18 protein-coding genes are annotated in these 20,384 nt (G+C 34.5%); 7 read left to right on the top strand and 11 right to left on the bottom strand.

The window, feature by feature from the left end:
* Positions 1-7 precede the first annotated feature (7 nt).
* The 3 genes from AB1278_RS22425 to AB1278_RS22415 all read right to left on the bottom strand — a co-directional run bounded on the left by AB1278_RS22425 (position 8) and on the right by AB1278_RS22415 (position 2,350).
* Positions 8-721 (bottom strand): nucleotidyltransferase family protein, encoded by a 714-nt coding sequence (locus AB1278_RS22425; protein ID WP_202841749.1) that lies wholly within the window; start codon positions 719-721, stop codon positions 8-10.
* Between the two features lie 92 nt (positions 722-813).
* Positions 814-1,221 (bottom strand): RapZ C-terminal domain-containing protein, encoded by a 408-nt coding sequence (locus AB1278_RS22420; RefSeq protein WP_202841747.1) that lies wholly within the window; start codon positions 1,219-1,221, stop codon positions 814-816.
* 109 nt (positions 1,222-1,330) lie between these two features.
* Positions 1,331-2,350, bottom strand: a complete 1,020-nt coding sequence (locus tag AB1278_RS22415) for an aminoglycoside phosphotransferase family protein (protein WP_202841745.1) — start codon at positions 2,348-2,350, stop codon at positions 1,331-1,333.
* Positions 2,351-2,577: 227 nt separating this feature from the next.
* On the opposite strand from AB1278_RS22415, the gene xrtF reads away from it, so the two are divergent.
* Both xrtF and AB1278_RS22405 read left to right on the top strand, forming a co-directional pair.
* Positions 2,578-3,108, top strand: a complete 531-nt coding sequence (gene xrtF / locus AB1278_RS22410; RefSeq protein WP_202841743.1) for an exosortase family protein XrtF — start codon at positions 2,578-2,580, stop codon at positions 3,106-3,108.
* A complete protein-coding gene (locus AB1278_RS22405) occupies positions 3,095-3,541 on the top strand; it encodes an exosortase F system-associated membrane protein (protein ID WP_202841741.1) in 447 nt (148 codons plus the stop codon). The genes xrtF and AB1278_RS22405 overlap by 14 nt, the downstream gene beginning before the upstream one ends.
* Positions 3,542-3,549: 8 nt before the next feature.
* Here the strand turns inward: AB1278_RS22405 and AB1278_RS22400 are convergent, their stop codons facing one another.
* From AB1278_RS22400 to AB1278_RS22370, 7 genes are all read right to left on the bottom strand, one after another.
* Entirely contained in the window at positions 3,550-4,557 is a 1,008-nt protein-coding gene (locus tag AB1278_RS22400; RefSeq protein ID WP_202841739.1) for a cation diffusion facilitator family transporter, read from the bottom strand.
* Positions 4,558-4,615: 58 nt separating this feature from the next.
* Complete coding sequence (locus AB1278_RS22395) at positions 4,616-5,608, bottom strand: aspartate-semialdehyde dehydrogenase (protein ID WP_062673335.1); 993 nt, start codon at positions 5,606-5,608, stop codon at positions 4,616-4,618.
* A 67-nt stretch (positions 5,609-5,675) separates the two neighbouring features.
* Positions 5,676-6,107, bottom strand: coding sequence for a hypothetical protein (locus AB1278_RS22390; protein WP_034691532.1), 432 nt, complete (start codon positions 6,105-6,107; stop codon positions 5,676-5,678).
* Positions 6,108-6,193: 86 nt separating this feature from the next.
* Positions 6,194-8,767: a TonB-dependent receptor gene (locus tag AB1278_RS22385; RefSeq protein WP_202841737.1), complete on the bottom strand. Its 2,574-nt coding sequence runs from the start codon at positions 8,765-8,767 to the stop codon at positions 6,194-6,196.
* 208 nt (positions 8,768-8,975) lie between these two features.
* Complete coding sequence (gene nadC, locus AB1278_RS22380; RefSeq protein ID WP_202841735.1) at positions 8,976-9,836, bottom strand: carboxylating nicotinate-nucleotide diphosphorylase; 861 nt, start codon at positions 9,834-9,836, stop codon at positions 8,976-8,978.
* A 13-nt stretch (positions 9,837-9,849) separates the two neighbouring features.
* The gene (gene nadB / locus AB1278_RS22375) at positions 9,850-11,421 is read right to left on the bottom strand and encodes an L-aspartate oxidase (RefSeq protein WP_137904406.1); all 1,572 of its coding nucleotides are present in this window, start codon (positions 11,419-11,421) and stop codon (positions 9,850-9,852) included.
* 31 nt (positions 11,422-11,452) lie between these two features.
* Positions 11,453-12,079, bottom strand: coding sequence for an NAD(P)H-dependent oxidoreductase (locus tag AB1278_RS22370; RefSeq protein WP_202841733.1), 627 nt, complete (start codon positions 12,077-12,079; stop codon positions 11,453-11,455).
* A 177-nt stretch (positions 12,080-12,256) separates the two neighbouring features.
* Between AB1278_RS22370 and AB1278_RS22365 the strand changes: the two genes are divergently transcribed.
* The 5 genes from AB1278_RS22365 to AB1278_RS22345 all read left to right on the top strand — a co-directional run bounded on the left by AB1278_RS22365 (position 12,257) and on the right by AB1278_RS22345 (position 19,493).
* Entirely contained in the window at positions 12,257-12,544 is a 288-nt protein-coding gene (locus AB1278_RS22365) for a class I lanthipeptide (RefSeq protein WP_202841732.1), read from the top strand.
* A gap of 47 nt (positions 12,545-12,591) precedes the next feature.
* The gene (locus tag AB1278_RS22360) at positions 12,592-12,879 is read left to right on the top strand and encodes a class I lanthipeptide (protein WP_202841730.1); all 288 of its coding nucleotides are present in this window, start codon (positions 12,592-12,594) and stop codon (positions 12,877-12,879) included.
* 81 nt (positions 12,880-12,960) lie between these two features.
* On the top strand, positions 12,961-14,160 hold the full coding sequence (locus tag AB1278_RS22355; protein ID WP_202841728.1) for a lanthionine synthetase C family protein: 1,200 nt from the start codon (positions 12,961-12,963) through the stop codon (positions 14,158-14,160).
* Positions 14,161-14,180: 20 nt separating this feature from the next.
* Complete coding sequence (locus AB1278_RS22350; RefSeq protein ID WP_202841727.1) at positions 14,181-17,279, top strand: lantibiotic dehydratase; 3,099 nt, start codon at positions 14,181-14,183, stop codon at positions 17,277-17,279.
* 18 nt (positions 17,280-17,297) lie between these two features.
* The gene (locus tag AB1278_RS22345; protein WP_202841725.1) at positions 17,298-19,493 is read left to right on the top strand and encodes a peptidase domain-containing ABC transporter; all 2,196 of its coding nucleotides are present in this window, start codon (positions 17,298-17,300) and stop codon (positions 19,491-19,493) included.
* On the opposite strand, the gene AB1278_RS22340 is transcribed toward AB1278_RS22345, so the two are convergent.
* Positions 19,490-20,233 (bottom strand): nucleotidyltransferase domain-containing protein, encoded by a 744-nt coding sequence (locus AB1278_RS22340; protein WP_202841724.1) that lies wholly within the window; start codon positions 20,231-20,233, stop codon positions 19,490-19,492. The genes AB1278_RS22345 and AB1278_RS22340 overlap by 4 nt on opposite strands.
* Between the last annotated feature and the right edge of the window lie 151 nt (positions 20,234-20,384).

The following is a 20,384-nucleotide window of genomic DNA, read 5'->3' as shown; positions in this document are numbered from 1 at the left end:
GCAAAATTTATTTAAAGTGTTTTTCGGCTTCTATTACGGATGATGGTCTTCCAACGTCAATAAGAATGCTGTCATGTACAAAACCATGTATGTGCTCGGTTTGCATCAGATCCAGATATTCTTCCATAACAGAGAATTTGCCTGTTCTTTTTATTTTTTCAAAGATGACAGGATTGATACAATGAATTCCACTGAAAGCAAGGGCCTTAAAGCCTTTATTGAATTCAGCCAGCCTTTGTTCTCCGGTTTGCACATTGAGCCAGCCTCTCAAAACCATATCATCATTGAAAAGGAGTTTTCTCGAACTTTCTCTGTCCGAAACCGCTAAAGTAGCAAAATCTTTTATCTTTTTGTGGTATTCCACCAGAGCATTGATATTCAGGTCGGTGAGAATATCAGCGTTCATGATTAAAAAATCTTCTCCGTGATCAAGAAATTTTCTTGCAAATATCAAGCCGCCACCCGTTTCCAGCAGTTCGCTGGTCTCATCGGAGATTTCAATCTTGCATCCAAAATTATTGTTTTTATTCAGGAAATCAACAATTTGTTCTCCGAAATGATGAATGTTGATAACAAAATCCTTTATTCCGAAGCTTTTAAGGTAATTAATATTTCTTTCGAGAAGCGGAACTTCATTCACTTTTGCCAAAGCTTTCGGATGGTGATCTGTAAAAGGTTTCAATCTGGTACCTTTCCCTGCTGCGAAAATTAGAGCTTTCATTTTTTATAATTGATAAATGGTAATTGATGAATGATAATACTTTGTATCATCAATAAATGAAATTAAATCATTTATCAATGATCACTTATCGTTTATTTATTCAGTTGCGGTTGTTCATCGTGTTGAAGGGTGATTTCAGTACCTTCAGGATATTTTTCTTTGATAAATTCTGCAATTTTTATGGCACAATATACCGATCTGTGCTGTCCGCCTGTGCATCCGAAATTAATCTGCAGATGTTCAAAGCCTCTTTCTAAATAATTATCAATATTGATGGAAACGAGAGATTTTACCAGTTCTAAAAACTTTGGCATTTCCGTTTTTGTTTCCAGATATTCCTGAACTCCTATGTCATTTCCGGTCTGGATTTTATATTCTTCAACTCTTCCCGGATTTAAAATTCCACGGCAGTCGAAAGCGAACCCTCCGCCATTGCCTGAATTGTCTTTAGGGATTCCTCCTTTTTTGTATGAAAAACTGTGTATCTCGATGTGTAGCATATTCTTTTTTATCTTTTTTAAACCATTAAGGCTTATTTAGTAATGTTGAAGTCGCTTTGTACTTTGATCAAATATTTTCAATCTTGTCAGTCTGAGCGGAGCCAAAGGCTTATTTATTTATTATTTCTTCAATTTTTTGCTTTGCCTTCTCTGATGTCAGTTGCTGAATTACTTTCTGCAGTTCCGGGTAGTTGTTCATCTGTTGCCATGAATCTGCAAATTGAGTAATATTCTGAATTCCTTGCTCCAGACTGGCTATGAAATGCTGTTTCCTCTGGATCAGCCCCCGGAATCCGTAGGCTCCCAAAACTTGCAGAAATCGCATCATTTGTACAGGCATCACTGCATTTCTTAACTGAACCTTTGTTTCAGGATCTTCAAACTGCTCAATATAATATTGCAGCATTTCCTGTTTAAAATCGTCCGGGAAATTAGCTTTAGCCTGAAAAAGAAAAGAGATGACATCATACGTCAACGGACCTTTCATTGCCGATTGGTAATCGATGAAAGAGACCTCATTTCTTTCATTCACCATGATATTTCTTGCCTGAAAATCGCGGATCATAATTCCTTTAGGTTCAAGATTTTCAATAAGTACAGCAATTTTTTTGAACTCTTTAAGGAGAGTCGACTTGTTGTATTCAAGCTCCAGAAAATCGGCGACAAAATTTTTAAAATAATACAAATCATGAATCACAGGAAGCTCATCATAGCTTTCATATTCAAAGGTTCTGGAAAAGTCGATTTTACCTTGCGTCTGCATCTGCAGTTGGTAAAGCTTTTCTAAGGTCTGCTTAACCAAAGATTGTACAGTGGGAGACAAGTGATCTTTTGCAATTACCTCAGAAAGAGTTTGCTGCCCCAAAAATTCCTGGATATACATCTTTCTGTCCTCTGAAACAGCAAGGATGGAAGGAGTATTAAGGCTCAGATCTGAGAATACCTGGGAATAGTAAAGAAAACTTTCATTTTCCGGGATATTTTCATTGTACGTGATAATGTATTTCTCGGTACCGGCAGCGGCCAGAAAATTGACCCTCGCGGATCCGCTTTGAGCTAATGTGACGAATTCGGAAGATTTTTTACCTAAATGGTTTTCAAAAAATCGTTTTGCGTTTTCAGAAGTCATAATATGGAACAAATATACTAAATTAACGTGAGTTGGAAATTATAGTGTAAAGAAGTGATTAAGAAGGTGGAAGAGCATGAGAATGGTAGTGTAGAATTTTGATTTTATTGAATGTTTTTATGAAAAATTTTAAGCCTTATAGGTTAAATTGGTTGTTTTTTACTTTTGGTTTTTAACTTTCTTTATTCAAATTCAGGATATTACAGGCTAATTTTTATCTTTGTAGTATGCTGAAAGACTTTAAACCTGTTTTAGGTATTTTATTGCGTTTTATTGTTATCTACCTGGTGTTGCTTTTTGCCTATCAGTTTTATCTGAATAGTGGGAAAGACTCCGGATTGGATTCTTTTTCAAGAATGATTGCCAGTCAGGTAACTTCTCTGCAGAACGCGATAGGTTATCCTACAGAACTTTATGACGATGTAAAGAACGAGCAGGTTTGGTTTTATGTTAAACAGAATTATGTGACGAGAATGGTGGAAGGGTGCAATGCCGTTTCTGTCATCATTTTATTTGTATCTTTTGTTTTTGCCTTTTATAAGGGAATGAAAACTTTTGTTTTTGTGGGAGCAGGACTAGTGTTATTATACATGATAAACCTTTTGAGAATAGTAGGGTTAAATATCGTGATGTCCGACCATAAGGAATATGGAAAGATGTTTCACGATTTTATTTTTCCTGCTATTATTTATGGAAGTGTAGTTGTCCTTTGGCTGATCTGGATTAAATTTTTTGCCTTAAAACATGAAAATTCTTAGCTGGTTTCTGGTGATCGCAGGCGTATGCGGATTGATAGGAGTAAGAGCTTTGGAAGGAACTCTTTTTTATGACCCTTTTTTAGACTACTTTCACGAAGCCAATAAACATATTGAATTCCCTGCCTTCGAATGGGGAAGACTGATTGCTGGTCATGTTTTCAGGTTTATTTTAAATCTTTTTTTTTCCTGTCTGATTATTTACGGCTTATTCAGAAATAAAGACTGGACAATACAGGGAGCAGTGATGATGATTGTCGTCTTTGTCATTACATTACCGATTTATCTGTATTGCATTCATAGTAAATTTGAAATAGGATATCTTTTTTCCTTTTATATGAGGAGATTCGTGATTCAGCCATTAATTATACTGCTGATTGTTCCGATGTTTTATTACAGAAAACAGATGATCAGTAAAGAAAGCAGGAAAAGCTAATCTGAATTTTATTCTTCCTCAATAATTGTGTGTTTATCGACACTCGTTACATTTTCCGGAGTCCATTCTACACGTTTGACGAAATCTTTTTCGCGGACAGGGCAGTCCTTGATCTGGCATACCGGGCATGAAATTGGTTTACAGTCATCCATATGAAAATTGAATTCAATCGTACGTTTAATGTTTTTGGCAAGGAGAATAATTACTTTTTCCATTTCATCATGAGCATCACGAAGGTCATAATACCACGGCAGGGTAATATGGGCATCAATATGTAAGGAGGAACCGAATTGCTGGATTTTCATATTGTGCACATCAATCCATTCTGTTTGTCTGTTTTCTTCAAGGATTTTAATCACCTGATTTAATATTTCAGGATCCTGTTCATCCATAATGCCACTCAGAGATTTTCGAACGATTTTATAGCCTACGAATATGATGTAAAGCCCAAAACTTAATGCTACTACAGAATCCAGCCAATAGATTTTGGTGAAGTAAACAATAATTAAACTGGCAACTACTCCGAGAGTTGTAATGGTATCGGACTGAAGATGCTTTCCGGATGAAATAAGAACCAGAGAATTTTCTCTTTCTCCTTTTTTAATAGAGATATATCCCAGCAGATAATTAATAACTGCTGTGGCAGCAATAATCCAGATCCCAAGATCAATTTTGCTTAGCGTTTTCCCTACAATAAGACTATGAATCCCTTCATAAATGATCATAACACCGGCAATAGCGATAAGGGCGCCCTCTATACCCGAAGTTACAAATTCTACTTTCCCATGGCCATAAGGATGGTCTTCATCTTTAGGTTTAGCCGCTAAATGAAGTGAATATAATCCCATAAATGCACTGATGACATTAACGATGCTTTCCATGGCATCAGAAAAAACAGCATCAGAATTAGTCAGTTTCCAGGCAATGATCTTTCCGATAAAAAGGATGATTCCAAATGTGGCAATAAGCTTTTGAAATCCTATTTTCTCTTTGTGGGTACTTTTCTGGGTGTTCATATAAGTGTTTGATAAAAAAAAGAATCTCAATTCTGAGACTCTTTTTTATTTTGTTAGTTTATACTAAGTTGTTTGCTACCAGGTATTCTGCAATTTGTACAGCGTTTGTTGCTGCTCCTTTCCTCAGATTGTCTGCAACGATCCAGAGGTTGAGCGTTTTAGGCTGTGACAGATCTCTTCTGATCCTTCCAACGAAAACTTCGTCTTTTCCTTCTGAATAAAGAGGCATCGGGTAGTGGTTGTTTTTCACATCATCCATTACAATGACACCAGGAGTTTCAGATAAGATTTTTCTTACTTCATCCAGTTCGAATTCATTTTCGAATTCGATGTTTACACTTTCAGAATGTCCTCCCTGAACCGGAACTCTTACAGCAGTTGCTGTTAAGTTAAAGGTATCGTCTCCTAAAATCTTCTTAGGCTCCTTCATCAGTTTGATCTCTTCTTTTGTGTAATCATCATCAGCAAATACATCACAGTGTGGTAATGCATTTTTGAAGATCTGATAAGGATATACTTTTTCAGTAGTTTCATCTCCACTTATTTCACCGTTTAACTGGTCTACAGCAGCTTTACCTGTTCCTGTTACAGACTGGTAAGTAGAAACGATTACTCTTTTTAAATCATATTTTTTGTTCAATGGCCCAAGAACCATTACCAATTGAATGGTAGAACAATTCGGATTTGCGATGATTTTATCTTCTTTTGTTAAAACATCAGCATTGATTTCAGGAACGACTAATTTTTTATCAGGATCCATTCTCCAGGCAGAAGAATTATCAATTACTGTTGTTCCTGCTTCTGCAAACAGAGGAGCGAATTCAAGCGAAGTAGATCCACCTGCAGAGAAAATAGCAATATCCGGTTTGGCAGCTATAGCGTCCTTCATGCTTACGATGGTAAATTCCTTCTGTTTATACTTCACCTTCTTGCCTACAGATCTTTCGGATGCTACCGGAATTAATTCTGTTACAGGGAAGTTTCTCTCCTCCAAAACTTTAAGCATAACTTGTCCAACCATTCCTGTTGAACCTACTACAGCTACTTTCATTGATTTAATTAAAAATTTAAGATTAAACTATTTATAAATTATAACGCATATAATTTTTTTGTCTGTTTTAAGCCCCGAAGACTCTTGTCCAAGGGAATGCAAATGCAAATAAACCTACTGCAATCAATCCCATAATTACTACTCCTAAAGAAATAGTATCATTGGATTTTACTTTTTTGTTGACAATCGTCATCAAAACTGCCGCAATAAGCATAGAGAATGGATGTTCAACATATTGGAATCTCAATGCCGCATTTTTCATTACTTCTCCCATATTTAATCCTTTGCTGAACGTGGTGATCAGCATAATGATTCCCAATAAAAACTGAACGTGGAAGAAAATCATTGTGAAAAGCGTTGTTTTCTTCAAAAATTTGTTCACTTTTCCACTGAAACCGAACATGGTAGCCAAAAGTGCAATGACAAATAATGTTACCAAAAGAATTTCAAGATACCCGAATCCTTTGTGGGCATTAAGTAAAATGTTGTAAAAATCCATAATCCTATTTTTTTGTACACAAAGATAACAAAAATCCCGGCTCAAAGCCGGGATTGATATTGAGAAAATCTAATATTGTGATATTATTAGAAATTGAATGATAATGTTGCTGCCCAGGTTCTTCCGAATCCGAAGAATACCTGGTTAGTTTGGCTGATTCCTTTGTAATTGCCTGCTGCCTGGTAAGCTGCATATTCTTTAGCAAGACCAGCAACTGTTCCACCTTTGATTTCAGCATATTCCTGTGCTGTAAGGTTGGCGTGAGTATTTGTATTTGATTCAGCGATGTATGTTGTATCGAATAAGTTATAAACATTACCTCTAATCGTGAAGTACTGTTGTTTGTTGTTTAGGTTGATTCTATATGAAAGTCCTAAATCAAACAAATTGTAGCTAGGTAATTCTAATGTACCTTTTTGAGCAGCAGCTTGAGTTCTGAAATTGAAAGCATCTAAACTAGCGTACAGATTGTTTGTATTTCTCCATGTAGCATCGAAGCTTAGGTTTCTAATAGGTTTTACTGTTACTCCTAAAGCAGCTGTCATTTGTGCTGCGTCACCAACTTTTACTTTATCTAGGTATAATGTAGCTTCGTTACTTGTGCTTCCAGGGAAGTTAAGTGGCTGGTTTGTGCTGTCTTCAAAAAGAGTAGCAGTTGCATTTCCTTTATAGTACCAGTCTCCTATAGAGAACATACCATTGATGGTTAATATTTTATTAAGATTATAGTTAGCATCTACTTCCACTCCCATGTGAACTTCATTCAGTCCATTCATTTCTACATAAGCCGTCTTACCTGCAACAAGATCTCTTAGGTTAGATCTTCTAAGATATCTGTCATCCCAAGTTGTTCTGTATAAGTTAACATTAGCGTTGAAATTTGCAGATCTGAAACCGTACCCTAATTCTACACCAAATATTTTTTCATTTGTAAGATCCGGAGAAACGATGTTCTCATTACTTCTGTATACTGCATTGAAAAACGGCTGTTTTTCATAGTATCCAACATTCCCAAAAACATTGTGTTGTTCGTTAATATTGTAATTAACTCCAGCCTTGATATTGTATCCGAACAGATTTTTGAAACCTGTTTTAGTATTCATAATTTCTCCTTTCTTTGATTTTGTAACTCCATCAACAATAAAGTTATCAATTCTTTGAAATCCTTGGTTAGATACAGACCCTTGAACGAACGCAGAGATTTTATCATTTGTATATTCGAACTGGCCAAAAGCTCCATACCAAAGTACTTCCCCATCATTGCTATAGCCAATTTGATTATTTATATTGTCAATTTTTCCGCCAAATGGATTCCAGCTAGCTTCTGGTTTGGATACTGCTGTTACTAAGTTAGGTGGAATGTTTTTGTTATTTTTATCAATATATCCGCTTGCACCTAGTAGATCAGTTACTACCTGGTAATGGTATCCATAATAGTATCTTGCATCAACACCCGCAGAGAACTTAAAGTTATCATTGATGGTGTGGTTGAAGCTTGAAATTAAACCAAACCAGTTGTGTGAATTAATAGATGCATTTCTGATAAGCACTCCTTTATCTGGTGTAGACGCTTGGTTAGCTGCAACAACATTATCAAAATTATATAATCCGGTATTCTGATCTCTAAAAGTACTTAAGCTCTTTCCATTGGCAGAACCGGTAGTGTTTGTTCCTCCTCCTCTACCAAAAGAACCATATAATACCGTGTTAAGTTTAGACTTTTCACTCAGTGTCCAGTCCCAGTTTAAGGATAATACAGGCTTATGATAATAGTTTACTCTTGCTGAATACTGTCTTCCATTCAGATAGCCCCAATCTGAGTTATATTTTCTGTCTGGAGTTCCATCATGATCAGGGTTGAATTTTATATAATCGGAAATAGCAATAGCATATGACCTTTGGTTATGCCATTGAGGTGCCCCAGTAATGGTAAATTGAAAATCATGATTACCTCCCGGTTTTTTGTATCCTAATGCAAAATAATAGTTATATCCTTCAAACTTGGTTCCGTCCGCATACATAGAACCTGCAGTTCTGGACATTAGAAATGAAGAAGACCATCCTTTTTCAGATTTTCCTGTATTGTATGCAAAAAGAGATTTTACATAGTCATTGTTACCAACTCCCAGAGAAACTATTCCACCTTGTTTTTTGTCGGCAGCTCTTGTAAGAATATTTACAGTGCCACCCACAGACGCAATTGCTAATTTGGAAGACCCAAGTCCTCTCTGTACCTGCATTGCAGAAGTTACATCAGATAGTCCTGCCCAGTTTGACCAATAAACTGATCCTCCTTCCATATCATTTACTGGCATACCGTTTACCATTACGGCAATATTGTTTTGGTTAAATCCTCTAATATTTAGTTTAGAGTCTCCAAAACCACCACCTCCTTTAGTAGCATAAACGGATGGAGTTGTGTTTAGGATCTCAGGAAACTCCTGGTTACCTAATTTTTCAACAATCTGTGCTTCTTTAATTGTTGAAACTGCTACTGGAGTCTTTCTATCCTTGGCGATATCTGCAACACCAGTTAATACAACTTGTTCAATATCATTGGACTTAATTTTTGTAGAGTCCTGAACCTGTTGAGCATAATAGACACTAGCTGTAGATAAAGTAATTACTGCAGTTAGCATCGATTTGTTGATTAATTTCATAATCGTTAGTAATAATTAGATTTAATTTTCTGCAAAATTCGCAAAATTAAATTTAACTATTATTAACTCAATGTTAATTTTTAAAAAGTCTTAATAATGTTAAAGTGTTAAAAATCAGTATTGTGGCTGAAAATTGAATTTTTGTATGAAAAAAGTCATGTTATTGAATTTTTAACAAACTGGGGGTGTTTTTGTTAAAAATTCAACGCTATTTCACTGCTTTGAGACTCAAATCTATATTCTCAGCAGAGTGGGTAAGGGCCCCTACAGAGATATAGGTAACACCTGTAGAGGCAATTTCTTTCAGCATATCGCGGGTAATTCCTCCTGATGCTTCAGATTCACAAGAACCTTTGATCATTTTTACAGCCTCCTTCATCGTTTTTACATCCATATTGTCTAACATGATTCTGTCAACTTTAGCATTGATAGCTTCCTGTACCTCTTCAAGATTTCTTGTTTCAACCTCTATTTTTAACTTTTTCTTATTCTTTTTAACGTAATCCTTTGCCATTGCTACTGCATTGGTAATGCTTCCGTTGTAATCAATATGATTGTCCTTCAGCATGATCATGTCATAAAGACCATACCTGTGATTGGTTCCGCCGCCAATAGCCACTGCCCATTTTTCACACATTCTGAAATTGGGAGTCGTTTTTCTTGTATCTAAAAGTTTAGTTTTGGTCCCTACTAACCTTGAGTCCCATTCATGAGTAAGAGTTGCAATCCCACTCATTCTCTGCATACAGTTAAGAACAAATCTCTCTGTGGAAAGGATAGATCTTGCACTTCCCGTAACGATAAGCGCTACATCTCCGAATTTACATGGAGTTCCATCTTTAATGAAAACCTCTACTTTTAAATTCTTATCAAATGTTTTAAAGATGATTTCTGCCAGCTCAACGCCTGCAAGAATACAGTCCTGTTTTACCAAAAGTTTAGCACTTTGTACAAGGTCCTGTGGTATGGTAGAAAGAGTAGAGTGGTCTCCATCCTGAATATCTTCTTCAAGAGCGTTTTTTATAAATGTCTTTAATGCTTTATCTGTTACGTATGCTGGTCTTTTCATTGTGTGATTTCTGTTAGGCTAAGTCTTTATTATAAAATGCTCCTTTATTCTCCGTCATTTCCATGGATTGGGTAATGATGAGATGGGCAACGGTTGTAAGGTTTCTTAATTCCGATAATTGGGGGGAAAGAATAGAGTAGTGGTATATTTCATCAACTGCGGCGGCAATTTCCTGGTGCTTCTGTAATGCCATATTCAGACGTCTGTTGCTTCTGACGATTCCGACCAGATCACTCATCATTTCCTGAAGTTGCTTTCTGAGATAGCTTACGATGACCATTTCGTCCATGATTTTCATTCCTTCTTCATTCCATTCCGGAACGGCTTTCAGGTCATCAAAGTTGAAACTGTTTTCATTCAGAAGTTCTACTGTTTTCATTGCGGCATTATGCCCGAAAACCAAACCTTCAAGAAGAGAGTTTGAAGCAAGCCTGTTGGCACCGTGTAGTCCTGAGTTGGTACATTCACCCACAGCAAAAAGATTTCTGATAGAGGATTGTCCGTCTCTGTCTACTTCGATACCTCCCATTAAATAGTGGCAGGCAGGTACAACAGGAATCAGCTGAGTGAAAGGATCAATTCCTTCATCTTTACATTTTTTATAAATATTAGGGAAATGTTCCAGGAATTTTTCATGGTTCATTTCCTTGCAATCCAAGCCGACAAATTCGTCTCCGGTAATTTTCATTTCAGCGTCAATGGCTCTTGCAACGATATCTCTGGAAGCTAATTCTTCACGTTCATCATATTTATGCATGAATTTTTCGCCCCTTTTGGTTCTTAATTTTGCTCCGTCTCCACGAACGGCTTCAGAAATCAAAAACAACATTCCATCCATTTTGCTGTAGAGAGCTGTTGGGTGAAACTGGTAATACTGCATATTGGAAACCTTTCCTTTGGCACGGGCAACAAAAGCAATTCCGTCCCCTGTTGCAATCGTAGGATTGGTGGTGTTTTTGTAAACATGTCCTGCACCTCCTGTGGCAGCAAGCGTTATTTTAGAAGTAATTTTTTTGATGGTTTTGGACTTCTCATCCAGAATGTAAGCACCGTAGCAGTGGATGTCTCCTTCGTTAAGTTCTTTTCCGGGAACATGGTGCTGTGTAATGATATCAATAACGTAATGATGATCCAGGATTTCGATATTCGGGCTGTTATTGGCCGTTTCCAATAAAGCTCTTTCGATTTCAAAACCTGTAATATCTTTATGATGTACGATCCTGTTTTCAGTATGGCCTCCTTCTCTTCCTAAAGCAAATTTACCGTTCTTCATGTCGAACTGTGCTCCCCATTCTACAATTTCATTGAATCTCGCGGGAGCTTCTCTTACCACCATTTCTACGACGTCACGTTTGTTTTCACCGTCGCCGGCACGCATGGTATCGTCTATATGTTTTTGGAAATTGTCATTCTGAAAATCTGTAACGACGGCGAGACCGCCTTGTGCATACTTGGTATTGCTTTCGTCTTCATCAGACTTGGTTACAATAATAATTTTGGCATCAGGGTGCTGTTCAGAAACTTTAATGGCATAGGAAAGTCCGGAAATGCCGGAACCGATTACTAATACATCCGCTTTTATCATATGCTGGCTTTAGGTACAATCGTTTAAAATATTAAATAAATTTAAACAATTTTTCGTTTGGTTTTCTTACTTTTTTCATGTGCTGGAAGTGATCTTCCTCGGAGCGGTAACCTAAAGCGAGGGTAACGGTTACTTTTTCTGTTTCAGGATTGACATTCAGAATGTCTTCTATAAGATCCTGGCGGAAACCTTCCATAGGACAGGAGTCTATATTTTCAATAGCTGCGGCATACATAAGATTGGCCAATACTATATAAGACTGTTTTTCTGCCCAGTTGAAAATTTCATCATGTGTTTTCTGGTTAATATGCTGATTAATGCTGTTTCTGAAAGAATCAAGTTTTTCCATTGGAGTATCCCTTACTTCAGAAATATGATTAAAATAGCCCCGGATATAGTTCTCTTCTATGATTTTTTTTGAGATAATAACAATAAGATGGGAACAGGTGGAAATCTGAGATGGATTATAAAAGGCGGGAATTAATTTCTGTTTCATCTCCTCGCTTTCAACAATCACAATTTTATAAGGCTGAAGTCCCAGCGAACTGGCAGACAGCTTTCCTGACTCAAGAATGTTGTGAAGGGTTTCCTGAGGAATAATCTGATGATTGAATTTTTTTACAGAATATCTTCTGCTTAAAGCTTCCAAATAATTCATAGGACAAATTTAGGAATTGAAGATGGAATAAAGTAAATTAATTCTTAAATATATTTTTTAATAAGTGTAAAAATATATCCCTTAGTATTGAATATTTTAATGTTAAAAAAATATAAAAATATCTCTGCATATTGAAAAAATTATATATTTATCTAGTCATTAAATACATAACTTATTATGCAAAAGAAAAAAATTGCAAAACTGGAAATTAAGAAAGAAGATATTCTTAATTTATCTATGGATGAGGCTCAAAAAGTAATTGGCGGAGGTGATGATACTACCACTGTGCCATACACTAAAGCTTCGGACTGTAACACAGATCAATGCTCTCGCTATTGTGAGGTAGAAACAGATCCTTGTAGTGGAGTTATTGAATATACGGATCTTTGTGGAATGACTGATAATTGTGGAACGGGAGGAGGACAAATGACACAAGAGGTTTCTCCTGAGTGTAACAGAACATAATACAAGATAATTTTAGTATAAATTAAAACTTAACCAAACATTTAGACATGCAAAAAAAGAAAATCGCAAAACTGGAAATTAAGAAAGAAGATATTCTTAATTTATCTATGGATGAAGCTCAAAAAGTAATTGGCGGGGGTGATGATACTACCACTGTTCCATACACTAAAGCTTCGGACTGTAATACAGATCAATGCTCTCGCTATTGTGGTGTAGAAACAGATCCTTGTAGTGGTGTTATAGAGTATAGTGATCTTTGTGGAATGAGTGATAACTGTGCATCAGGATGGTGTCAACTCACACAGGATGTATCTCCTGAATGTAATAGAACTTAATAACGGTATTTAAAACTACAGAACATATTAAGGATAACAGTATTGCAGTGTTATCCTTTTTTGTGTGACCAGATAAATTATATGAATATTATTTTTGAAGAGCTGGAAAAGATTAAATCAAAAACCAGTTCATATATGGATGTTGCAAATCTTAAAACAGGTCTTTTAGGTGATCTTGGTGGGTTGGGTTTGTTTTATTATTATCATAGTAAGCAATTTAATGATAATGATAGCCTAGAAAGAGGAGAAAAACTTAGTGATGAAATTATTTCTAATATTAGTGTTGCGCTTAAACGAGGTGATATCAGATATAGTAATGGAGTAGTAGGTTTTGCATGGCTTCTGAAGTTTTTTAACCAAGAAGAGTTTGTAGATTTTGAAGCAGGCGATGTATTATCAGATCTGGATGAACTTATTTTCAATTATGCTATTAATGAATTAGATAAGGGAAATTTTGATTTTCTTCATGGTGCTACTGGGGCTTTGCATTATTTCCTTACTGATGAGAAAGCTTTAAATGAATATGCAAAAGGAATTATTTCTAAATTGCATTCTATTGTGGAATATACTCCTGAAGGAAAAATGTATTGGCCTTTTTTTAGTTTAGAGGATACTCAAAAACTAAATAAATTTATCAATTTCGGGCTTGCTCATGGCCAGCCGGCTGTGGTGTCAGTTCTGTCAAAAGCATATGAGTTAAATCCTAATGATAACATACTGAAAAGATTAATTGAGGATACAACTCAAACAATCATAGATTATAAATATAAGGATAACAGAAACTCACTTTATCCATCTTCTATTCCTGCCTTAGAAAAAACAGATTTCTATTCAAAAGGATCACGCATGGGGTGGTGTTATGGTGATCTTGGTGTTGCAGCAGCCTTATGGGATGTTGGGAAGAGATTAGGGAATGCTTCGTTTCAGCAAGAAGCTTTACAATGTATGGAAAAATCAGCTCTACGGAAAGACTTGCAGGAAGGTTTTGTAAGAGATGCTGCAGTATGTCATGGTTCATCGGGGATAATGCATATTTTTAATAAGTTTAGTATTTTAACTGAAGGAAATAAGTATAAAGACTGCGTTGATTACTGGAAAAATGCTTCTCTTGAACTTTTAAATACAGATAATGATAAGTTGATTACAGGACATTGTGCTTGGAATAATCAAATAAACCATTATAATGATTTTGGTTTTTTGCAAGGATTAAGCGGAGTTGGACTTACTTTGTTGTCTCTTGTTAATCCTGATATTAAATGGGGAGAAGCCTTACTGATTTAAATTTTAAAATTATTTTGTATATGTACGAAAGTACCTTCTACGCTGCAAGGCAACCGCTTTTACCAATCAATAATTTTTTTGATTTTTATAGTATCATCAATCAGGGTAATGAACAATTTATATTGGATTATCTTGTAAAACAATTTACTGAGAACTACCAGTTGGAAGAAGGTCTATACCTTGCTTCTGATATCTTATATAACGAGGTTATAAAATATAAAACAGTACCTTCCAGATTGTCTGATAAAGAAAGAAAAAGAATGGTGCATTCTTTGACTAAATATTATATAAGGGCTTCGACCAGAGCCACACCTTTTGGGCTATTTGCAAATTTTAGGGAAGGAAACTTTAATTCCGGCGAATGTAAAAATGATTCAGCCACTGAAGTATTAGATTACTATCCTAAACTGGATATGGAAGTTCTTTTTCAGATAGGAGAATATATTTCAAAAATTAAAGGTGTTAAAAAATACTTTATTCTTTCTAATAATACAAGTCTTTATAAAACTAAAGATGATTACAGATATATAGAATATAGGTTTAGAAAAGGGATGAGAACACATCATTTGGTTTCCATAGAATCTGATGACCTTATCAATTTTATTATTAAAATTTCCAGAAAAGGAATCAAATATGAAACATTGATTAACAAAATCCTTGATCAATATGATGTAGAGCAAGAAGATATTGAGGTTTATATTGATCGCCTTATAGATTGTAAACTTTTAACAACAAATCTTGATGTTAATATTACAGGTCGTGATTATTTTGATGTATTGTTGGCATTTCTAAGAGATATTAATTCTGATACTGATGATGAAATTTTATTGCTGAAAAATATTTTACAAGAGATAAAATCCTTGTTAAGGAAAGTTAATGCCAGGCAGTCTAATATTGAATTCTATAAAAAAATATACATACTGTTAAAAGAGTTCCTGCCAAATCTCCCTGAAAAAAATCTGATACAGTTGGATGTGGTAAGTCCTATAAAAGATTATACTTTGTCATCTGATTTAAGGCATGACCTTGGCAATTTACTATCTGTTTTTTCAGCTTTTTCAAAATCCTATCCTCCCAAGCATTTTCAGCTTGAAATTTTTAAAAGAGCATTTTCAGAAAGATATGAAGATAGAAAAGTAAAACTTACGGAAGTATTAGATGAAGAAATTGGAATTGGATATAAATCCGCAGTAAGTACAAAAGATATTTATGAATCTAAAACAACGGGCAAAACAAAGTTTACTGCTTTTGCTTTAAAAAAATATCATGAATATTTAAAAAATAATTCTGAACAAATTGAAATTACTGATCGTGATATAAAAGAGAACTTTTCTGATGTTATAAATATTGAAACAGCAGAGCCGGGATTTACTTACTTGCTCAACGTATATCCGGGAAAAGAACAGCCATTATTTCATGTAACATCATATTCTCCTGCAATGACAGGCCTTTCTGGAAGGTTTTGTGGTATGCATCAGGGATTTTATGAGAAACTTCATGATTTGGTGGATATTATAGAAGCTAGAAATAATAATTATATATATGCGGAAATAGTTCATTTGCCACAAGCTAGAGTAGGAAATGTAATTGCTAGGCCCTATTTTGGAGAATATGAGATCCCATTTTTAGCCAATTCCCTGCTTTCTGAAAATCAAAAGGTTTATGTTAATGATTTATATATACAAATGATCAACAATGAACTTTATTTGTTTTCAGAAAAATTAAATAAACCTATCAAGCCAAGACTTTCTAATGCTCATAGCTATAGAAGAAATGGATTACCTATTTATCATTTTTTGTGCGATATGCAGTTTCAGAATTTTGATTCTCAACTTATTTGGGATTGGGGAATTGTGCAGGATATACAAGAGTATTTACCAAGAGTTGTCTATAAAGGGATTATTATTCAACAAGCTTATTGGATTATAAAAGGAAACAACTTTAGTAAATTAAGAAAATCTAAAGATTTTGATCAGTTTAAAAAGAATTTTGCTGAGATAAAAAGTAAATTGAATGTTACGGATATGGTTGTTTTCAAAGAGAGTGATAACATCCTTTATTTTGATTTTTCAACCGATTTAGGAATTGAATTGTTCCAAAAATATATCAATCAAAACGATAAACAGATTATTTTACATGAATGTCTATTGGAAATAACAGATGACAATTCTTTACCAAAGTACAGTAAAGAATTAGTAGTGCCTTTTATCAAGAAGGAAAGCAAAAAAAATTATCCATTAAAGATAAGAGCTTCAAGCAAAGACGCTATAACAAGAACATTTATTCCAGGCTCGGAGTGGGTTTATTTTAAAGTCTATATTGGGGATAAGTTTTCCAATAAATTTTTGGTGGCTATAGCAGACTATATTGAAAAAAAACTAGTGAAGAAAGGACTTGTTGAAAAATGGTTTTTCATAAGATATGCAGATCCTAAACGTCATCTTAGAATTCGTTTGAATGTAAAAGATCCTGCTAATATCTCTGTTGTTACAACAGGTATAAGCCAAATTTTTAATACGTATATAAAATCCGGTAAAGTGTCCGGAGTGGTTCAGGATACCTATACAAGGGAGTTGGAAAGATATAAAGGTAAAAATATAATCAACTCTGAAACATTTTTTTATCACGATTCTAAGTTTGTCTATAATTTATACAAATCTTTCAGCCCTATAAACTATAATTATCTGTTTCTGATCAGTTATTTCACAATAGAGGAGTATTTGGATACATTAGGGATGAATCATGATAAGTTAAGGTTTCTTGAGCGGAATTTCAATTATTTTGCAAAAGAATTTAATTATGAAAGCGATAAACTGTTAAGGAACTCTTTGCATGATGAACTTCGGAGAATTAAGGATATCACTATTTCAAAAGGACTTACCCCCGCTATTATTGAAGTTATTAATAACTCTGAAGTAAAAAATATTTTATTGAGCATTAAAAATGAAATCAAGGATGAATATTTTAATGTTTTAGGAAGTTATATTCATATGACAGTAAATAGATTATTCTCCGAAAAGCAGCGTTTTAACGAGTTTAGAGTTTACTTTTTTCTTTATAAAAAATATCAGTCTATTGTAGCAAGGGAAGTAAAATCAGTATCATTATACAACAATTAAATGTTCAGAAAGTATACTTTGAATAAGTTTCCTTTTTATAAGCAGCCTGACGCAAAAGACTGCGGTCCTACTTGTTTGAGGATTATTAGTAAATATTATGGTAAAAACATAAATCTGCAGCGGATAAGGGATCTTACACAAACAACAAGAATTGGAAGTAATTTATTGCATCTTGGCACTGCAGCAGAAAAAATAGGATTTAGGTCCCGAGGGGTTAAAATTAGTTTTAGGACACTTGCTGCCGGAGTGCCTCTCCCTTGTATTGTCCATTGGGATAAAAGGCATTTTGTTGTTGTATATAAGATAAAGAAGGGGAAGGATGAAATGGTATATGTATCCGATCCAAGTTATGGGCTGCTTACATTTACAAAAAGTGAGTTTTTAAAACGTTGGATAGGAAATAATGCAGATGAAAATATTCAGGAGGGAATAGCGCTGCTTCTAGAGACTGCCCCAGCTTTTTATGAAACGGATTGGGATGATAAAAAAAACAGACTTGATATTCAGTTTCTGAGTCTTTATGCATTGAAATATAAAAGATTAATACTTCAATTGGCAATAGGTTTGTTAGCAGGAAGTATGTTGTCATTAATACTTCCTTTTCTTACTCAGAGTATAGTGGATGTGGGGATACAAAATAATGATATAAATTTTATATATCTTATTCTCATTGCCCAATTTATGCTTTACCTGGGAAGAATGGGGGTAGAAATTGTAAGAAGTTGGATTTTATTGCATATTAGTTCCCGGATCAATATTTCTTTAGTGTCCGATTTCTTTATTAAGCTAATGAAGCTTCCTATTAATTATTTTGATACAAGAATGACAGGAGATCTAATGCAAAGAATTGGTGATCATTCAAGGATTCAGCAGCTGTTAACAACATCAACCCTTACAACCCTTTTTTCAGTTGTCAACTTCTTTATTTACAGTGTTATATTACTGCTCTATGATTACAGGTTATTTATTGTTTTTGCTATAGGCGCTATTTTGTATACCTCATGGGTACTTTTTTTTCTTAAGAAGCGAAAAGAACTGGATTATAAAAATTTCTCTCAACTGTCCGAAACTCAGAGTAAAGTGATTGAACTTATCAACGGCATGCAGGAAATTAAAATGAACAACGCCGAGCAAAAAAAGCGTTGGGGCTGGGAATCCACACAGGTTCAGATTTTTAAACTCAATATACAGGGACTAAAGTTGGAACAATGGCAGTCAATAGGAGGAGGATTTATTAACCAAATGAAAGATATGGTAATCAGCTTCTTATCTGCGAAATTAGTTGTAGATGGCGAAATTACCTTAGGAATGATGATGTCTATCCAATACATTATAGGACAGTTGAATGGACCTATTGGACAGGTAGTTTCGTTTGTAAAACAATTACAGGATGCAAATATTTCTCTGGAGAGATTAAATGAAATACATGAGAAAGATAATGAAGAAAGCAATACTGAACATTACTTGTATGAGGTGCCAAGAGGAGATATTGTTTTAAATAACGTCAGTTATAAATATGTTGGCGGGTATAAAAATATTTTTGAAAATTTAAACCTTATAATTCCTTATCAAAAAACTACAGCTATTGTTGGTGCAAGTGGAAGTGGGAAATCAACCCTTATTAAGTTATTGCTGAAATTTTATGAGCCTCAGGAGGGGAATATAAAAATTGATACAGCAGATTTTAGCAGAATTTCTCCGGGAATGTGGAGAGAGAATGTTGGTATTGTAATGCAAGACGGATATGTATTTAATGATACAGTGGCAGATAACATAGCAGTAGGAGATGATCATATAGATAAGAAAAGACTTGCTAATGCCGTAAATGTTGCCAATGTGAGAGAATTTATAGAAAGCTTACCTCTGGGCTATAATACTAAAATTGGAAACGAAGGAGTAGGGATAAGTGGTGGACAGAGACAAAGGTTATTTATAGCAAGGGCTGTTTATAAAGCTCCTGATTTTATTTTTTTTGATGAAGCAACAAGTTCTTTAGATGCCAATAATGAAAAAGTGATTATTGATAATTTAAATCAGTTTTTCAAAGGAAGAACAGCCGTGATTGTAGCGCACCGCCTTTCTACTGTAAAGAATGCAGATAAAATTATAGTATTAGATAAAGGGAAGGTTATTGAAGAAGGCTCACATAATGAGCTTGTCAACGCCAAAGGAGCTTATTTTGAGCTAATTAAAAACCAACTTGATTTGAATTAATCCCTATAAACCACTTCAAAATCTTTTCTTTCAATAACTAAAGTTTTAGATTGTAAATATTGATAAATAACCTCTAATTTATTAGGGGTTATTTCAGATATTGCCTTTATCCATAATTCAACAAAATCCTGATCAGGAAAATCTTTCCATTGATTGATTTCCCGGTAAGTGGTATTGGTCAATATCTTATCAGGTTTAATATCAATTATTGTTTCGTAATTAAGAATAGCTGAATAGGTAACAAGAACTGCTTTCATAAAAGATATATAGTTGTACACATATATAGGGCTTGAAACTGTAGTATTTGACAGAGATTCATGACGTACATGCAATGAGTACATTTTTAAAATAACGTCGTCTTGAGTTAATTTTTTTTGAAAAGAATTTTCCATGAAAATTTTAGCATATTGCACTAATTCTTCAACGCTTCCTTCACAATCATATAAAATCTTGCCTAAAGCAAATAATCTTGCTTCAAAACGGCTGTTTCTTGAAAAGTCAACAGACATTCTTCTCCTTACCCTGTCTGCGTTTTCTCCAAAGTATGAGATTTTTAGTCCATCAATATATTTTATTCCTTTCACAGTATGTTTCCTGTCATTGCTGAAAATAAGTCTAATGTCAATATCAGAATCTTCAGTTTGTGTATTTGTAGCATAGCTTCCTGCAAGAAGAATCCCATGTATATTTTCTGCCTTAAAATTCGAAATAATTTTTTCTTCTAAACTCTTTAAATCCATGTAAATTTTTTGATGAAATTTATTCTGCTTAAAGCTTCCAAATAATTCATACGACAAATTTAAGCATTGAATATGAATAAAGAGTCTTTAAAATGAAATATCTCCTGCCTGTTCATACAAAAAAATCACCCCGGCCGGCGGGGTGATTCTT

This window comes from Chryseobacterium sp. NRRL B-14798 (assembly GCF_050470705.1).
Classification (GTDB): Bacteria; Bacteroidota; Bacteroidia; order Flavobacteriales; family Weeksellaceae; genus Chryseobacterium; species Chryseobacterium cupriresistens.
This window is presented reverse-complemented; position numbering and strand designations above follow the sequence as displayed.

What these genes read in the sequence shown, in the direction of transcription:
- AB1278_RS22370 (WP_202841733.1), bottom strand. Translation starts at nt 12,079, where the DNA reads ATGAATTATTTGGAAGCTTTAAGCAGAAGATATTCTGTAAAAAAATTC.
- nadC (WP_202841735.1), bottom strand. Translation starts at nt 9,836, where the DNA reads ATGAAAAGACCAGCATACGTAACAGATAAAGCATTAAAGACATTTATA.
- AB1278_RS22385 (WP_202841737.1), bottom strand. Translation starts at nt 8,767, where the DNA reads ATGAAATTAATCAACAAATCGATGCTAACTGCAGTAATTACTTTATCT.
- AB1278_RS22425 (WP_202841749.1), bottom strand. Translation starts at nt 721, where the DNA reads ATGAAAGCTCTAATTTTCGCAGCAGGGAAAGGTACCAGATTGAAACCT.
- AB1278_RS22355 (WP_202841728.1), top strand. Translation starts at nt 12,961, where the DNA reads ATGAATATTATTTTTGAAGAGCTGGAAAAGATTAAATCAAAAACCAGT.
- AB1278_RS22360 (WP_202841730.1), top strand. Translation starts at nt 12,592, where the DNA reads ATGCAAAAAAAGAAAATCGCAAAACTGGAAATTAAGAAAGAAGATATT.
- AB1278_RS22390 (WP_034691532.1), bottom strand. Translation starts at nt 6,107, where the DNA reads ATGGATTTTTACAACATTTTACTTAATGCCCACAAAGGATTCGGGTAT.
- AB1278_RS22395 (WP_062673335.1), bottom strand. Translation starts at nt 5,608, where the DNA reads ATGAAAGTAGCTGTAGTAGGTTCAACAGGAATGGTTGGACAAGTTATG.
- AB1278_RS22400 (WP_202841739.1), bottom strand. Translation starts at nt 4,557, where the DNA reads ATGAACACCCAGAAAAGTACCCACAAAGAGAAAATAGGATTTCAAAAG.
- AB1278_RS22365 (WP_202841732.1), top strand. Translation starts at nt 12,257, where the DNA reads ATGCAAAAGAAAAAAATTGCAAAACTGGAAATTAAGAAAGAAGATATT.
- xrtF (WP_202841743.1), top strand. Translation starts at nt 2,578, where the DNA reads ATGCTGAAAGACTTTAAACCTGTTTTAGGTATTTTATTGCGTTTTATT.
- AB1278_RS22405 (WP_202841741.1), top strand. Translation starts at nt 3,095, where the DNA reads ATGAAAATTCTTAGCTGGTTTCTGGTGATCGCAGGCGTATGCGGATTG.
- AB1278_RS22350 (WP_202841727.1), top strand. Translation starts at nt 14,181, where the DNA reads ATGTACGAAAGTACCTTCTACGCTGCAAGGCAACCGCTTTTACCAATC.
- AB1278_RS22415 (WP_202841745.1), bottom strand. Translation starts at nt 2,350, where the DNA reads ATGACTTCTGAAAACGCAAAACGATTTTTTGAAAACCATTTAGGTAAA.
- AB1278_RS22420 (WP_202841747.1), bottom strand. Translation starts at nt 1,221, where the DNA reads ATGCTACACATCGAGATACACAGTTTTTCATACAAAAAAGGAGGAATC.
- nadB (WP_137904406.1), bottom strand. Translation starts at nt 11,421, where the DNA reads ATGATAAAAGCGGATGTATTAGTAATCGGTTCCGGCATTTCCGGACTT.
- AB1278_RS22340 (WP_202841724.1), bottom strand. Translation starts at nt 20,233, where the DNA reads ATGGATTTAAAGAGTTTAGAAGAAAAAATTATTTCGAATTTTAAGGCA.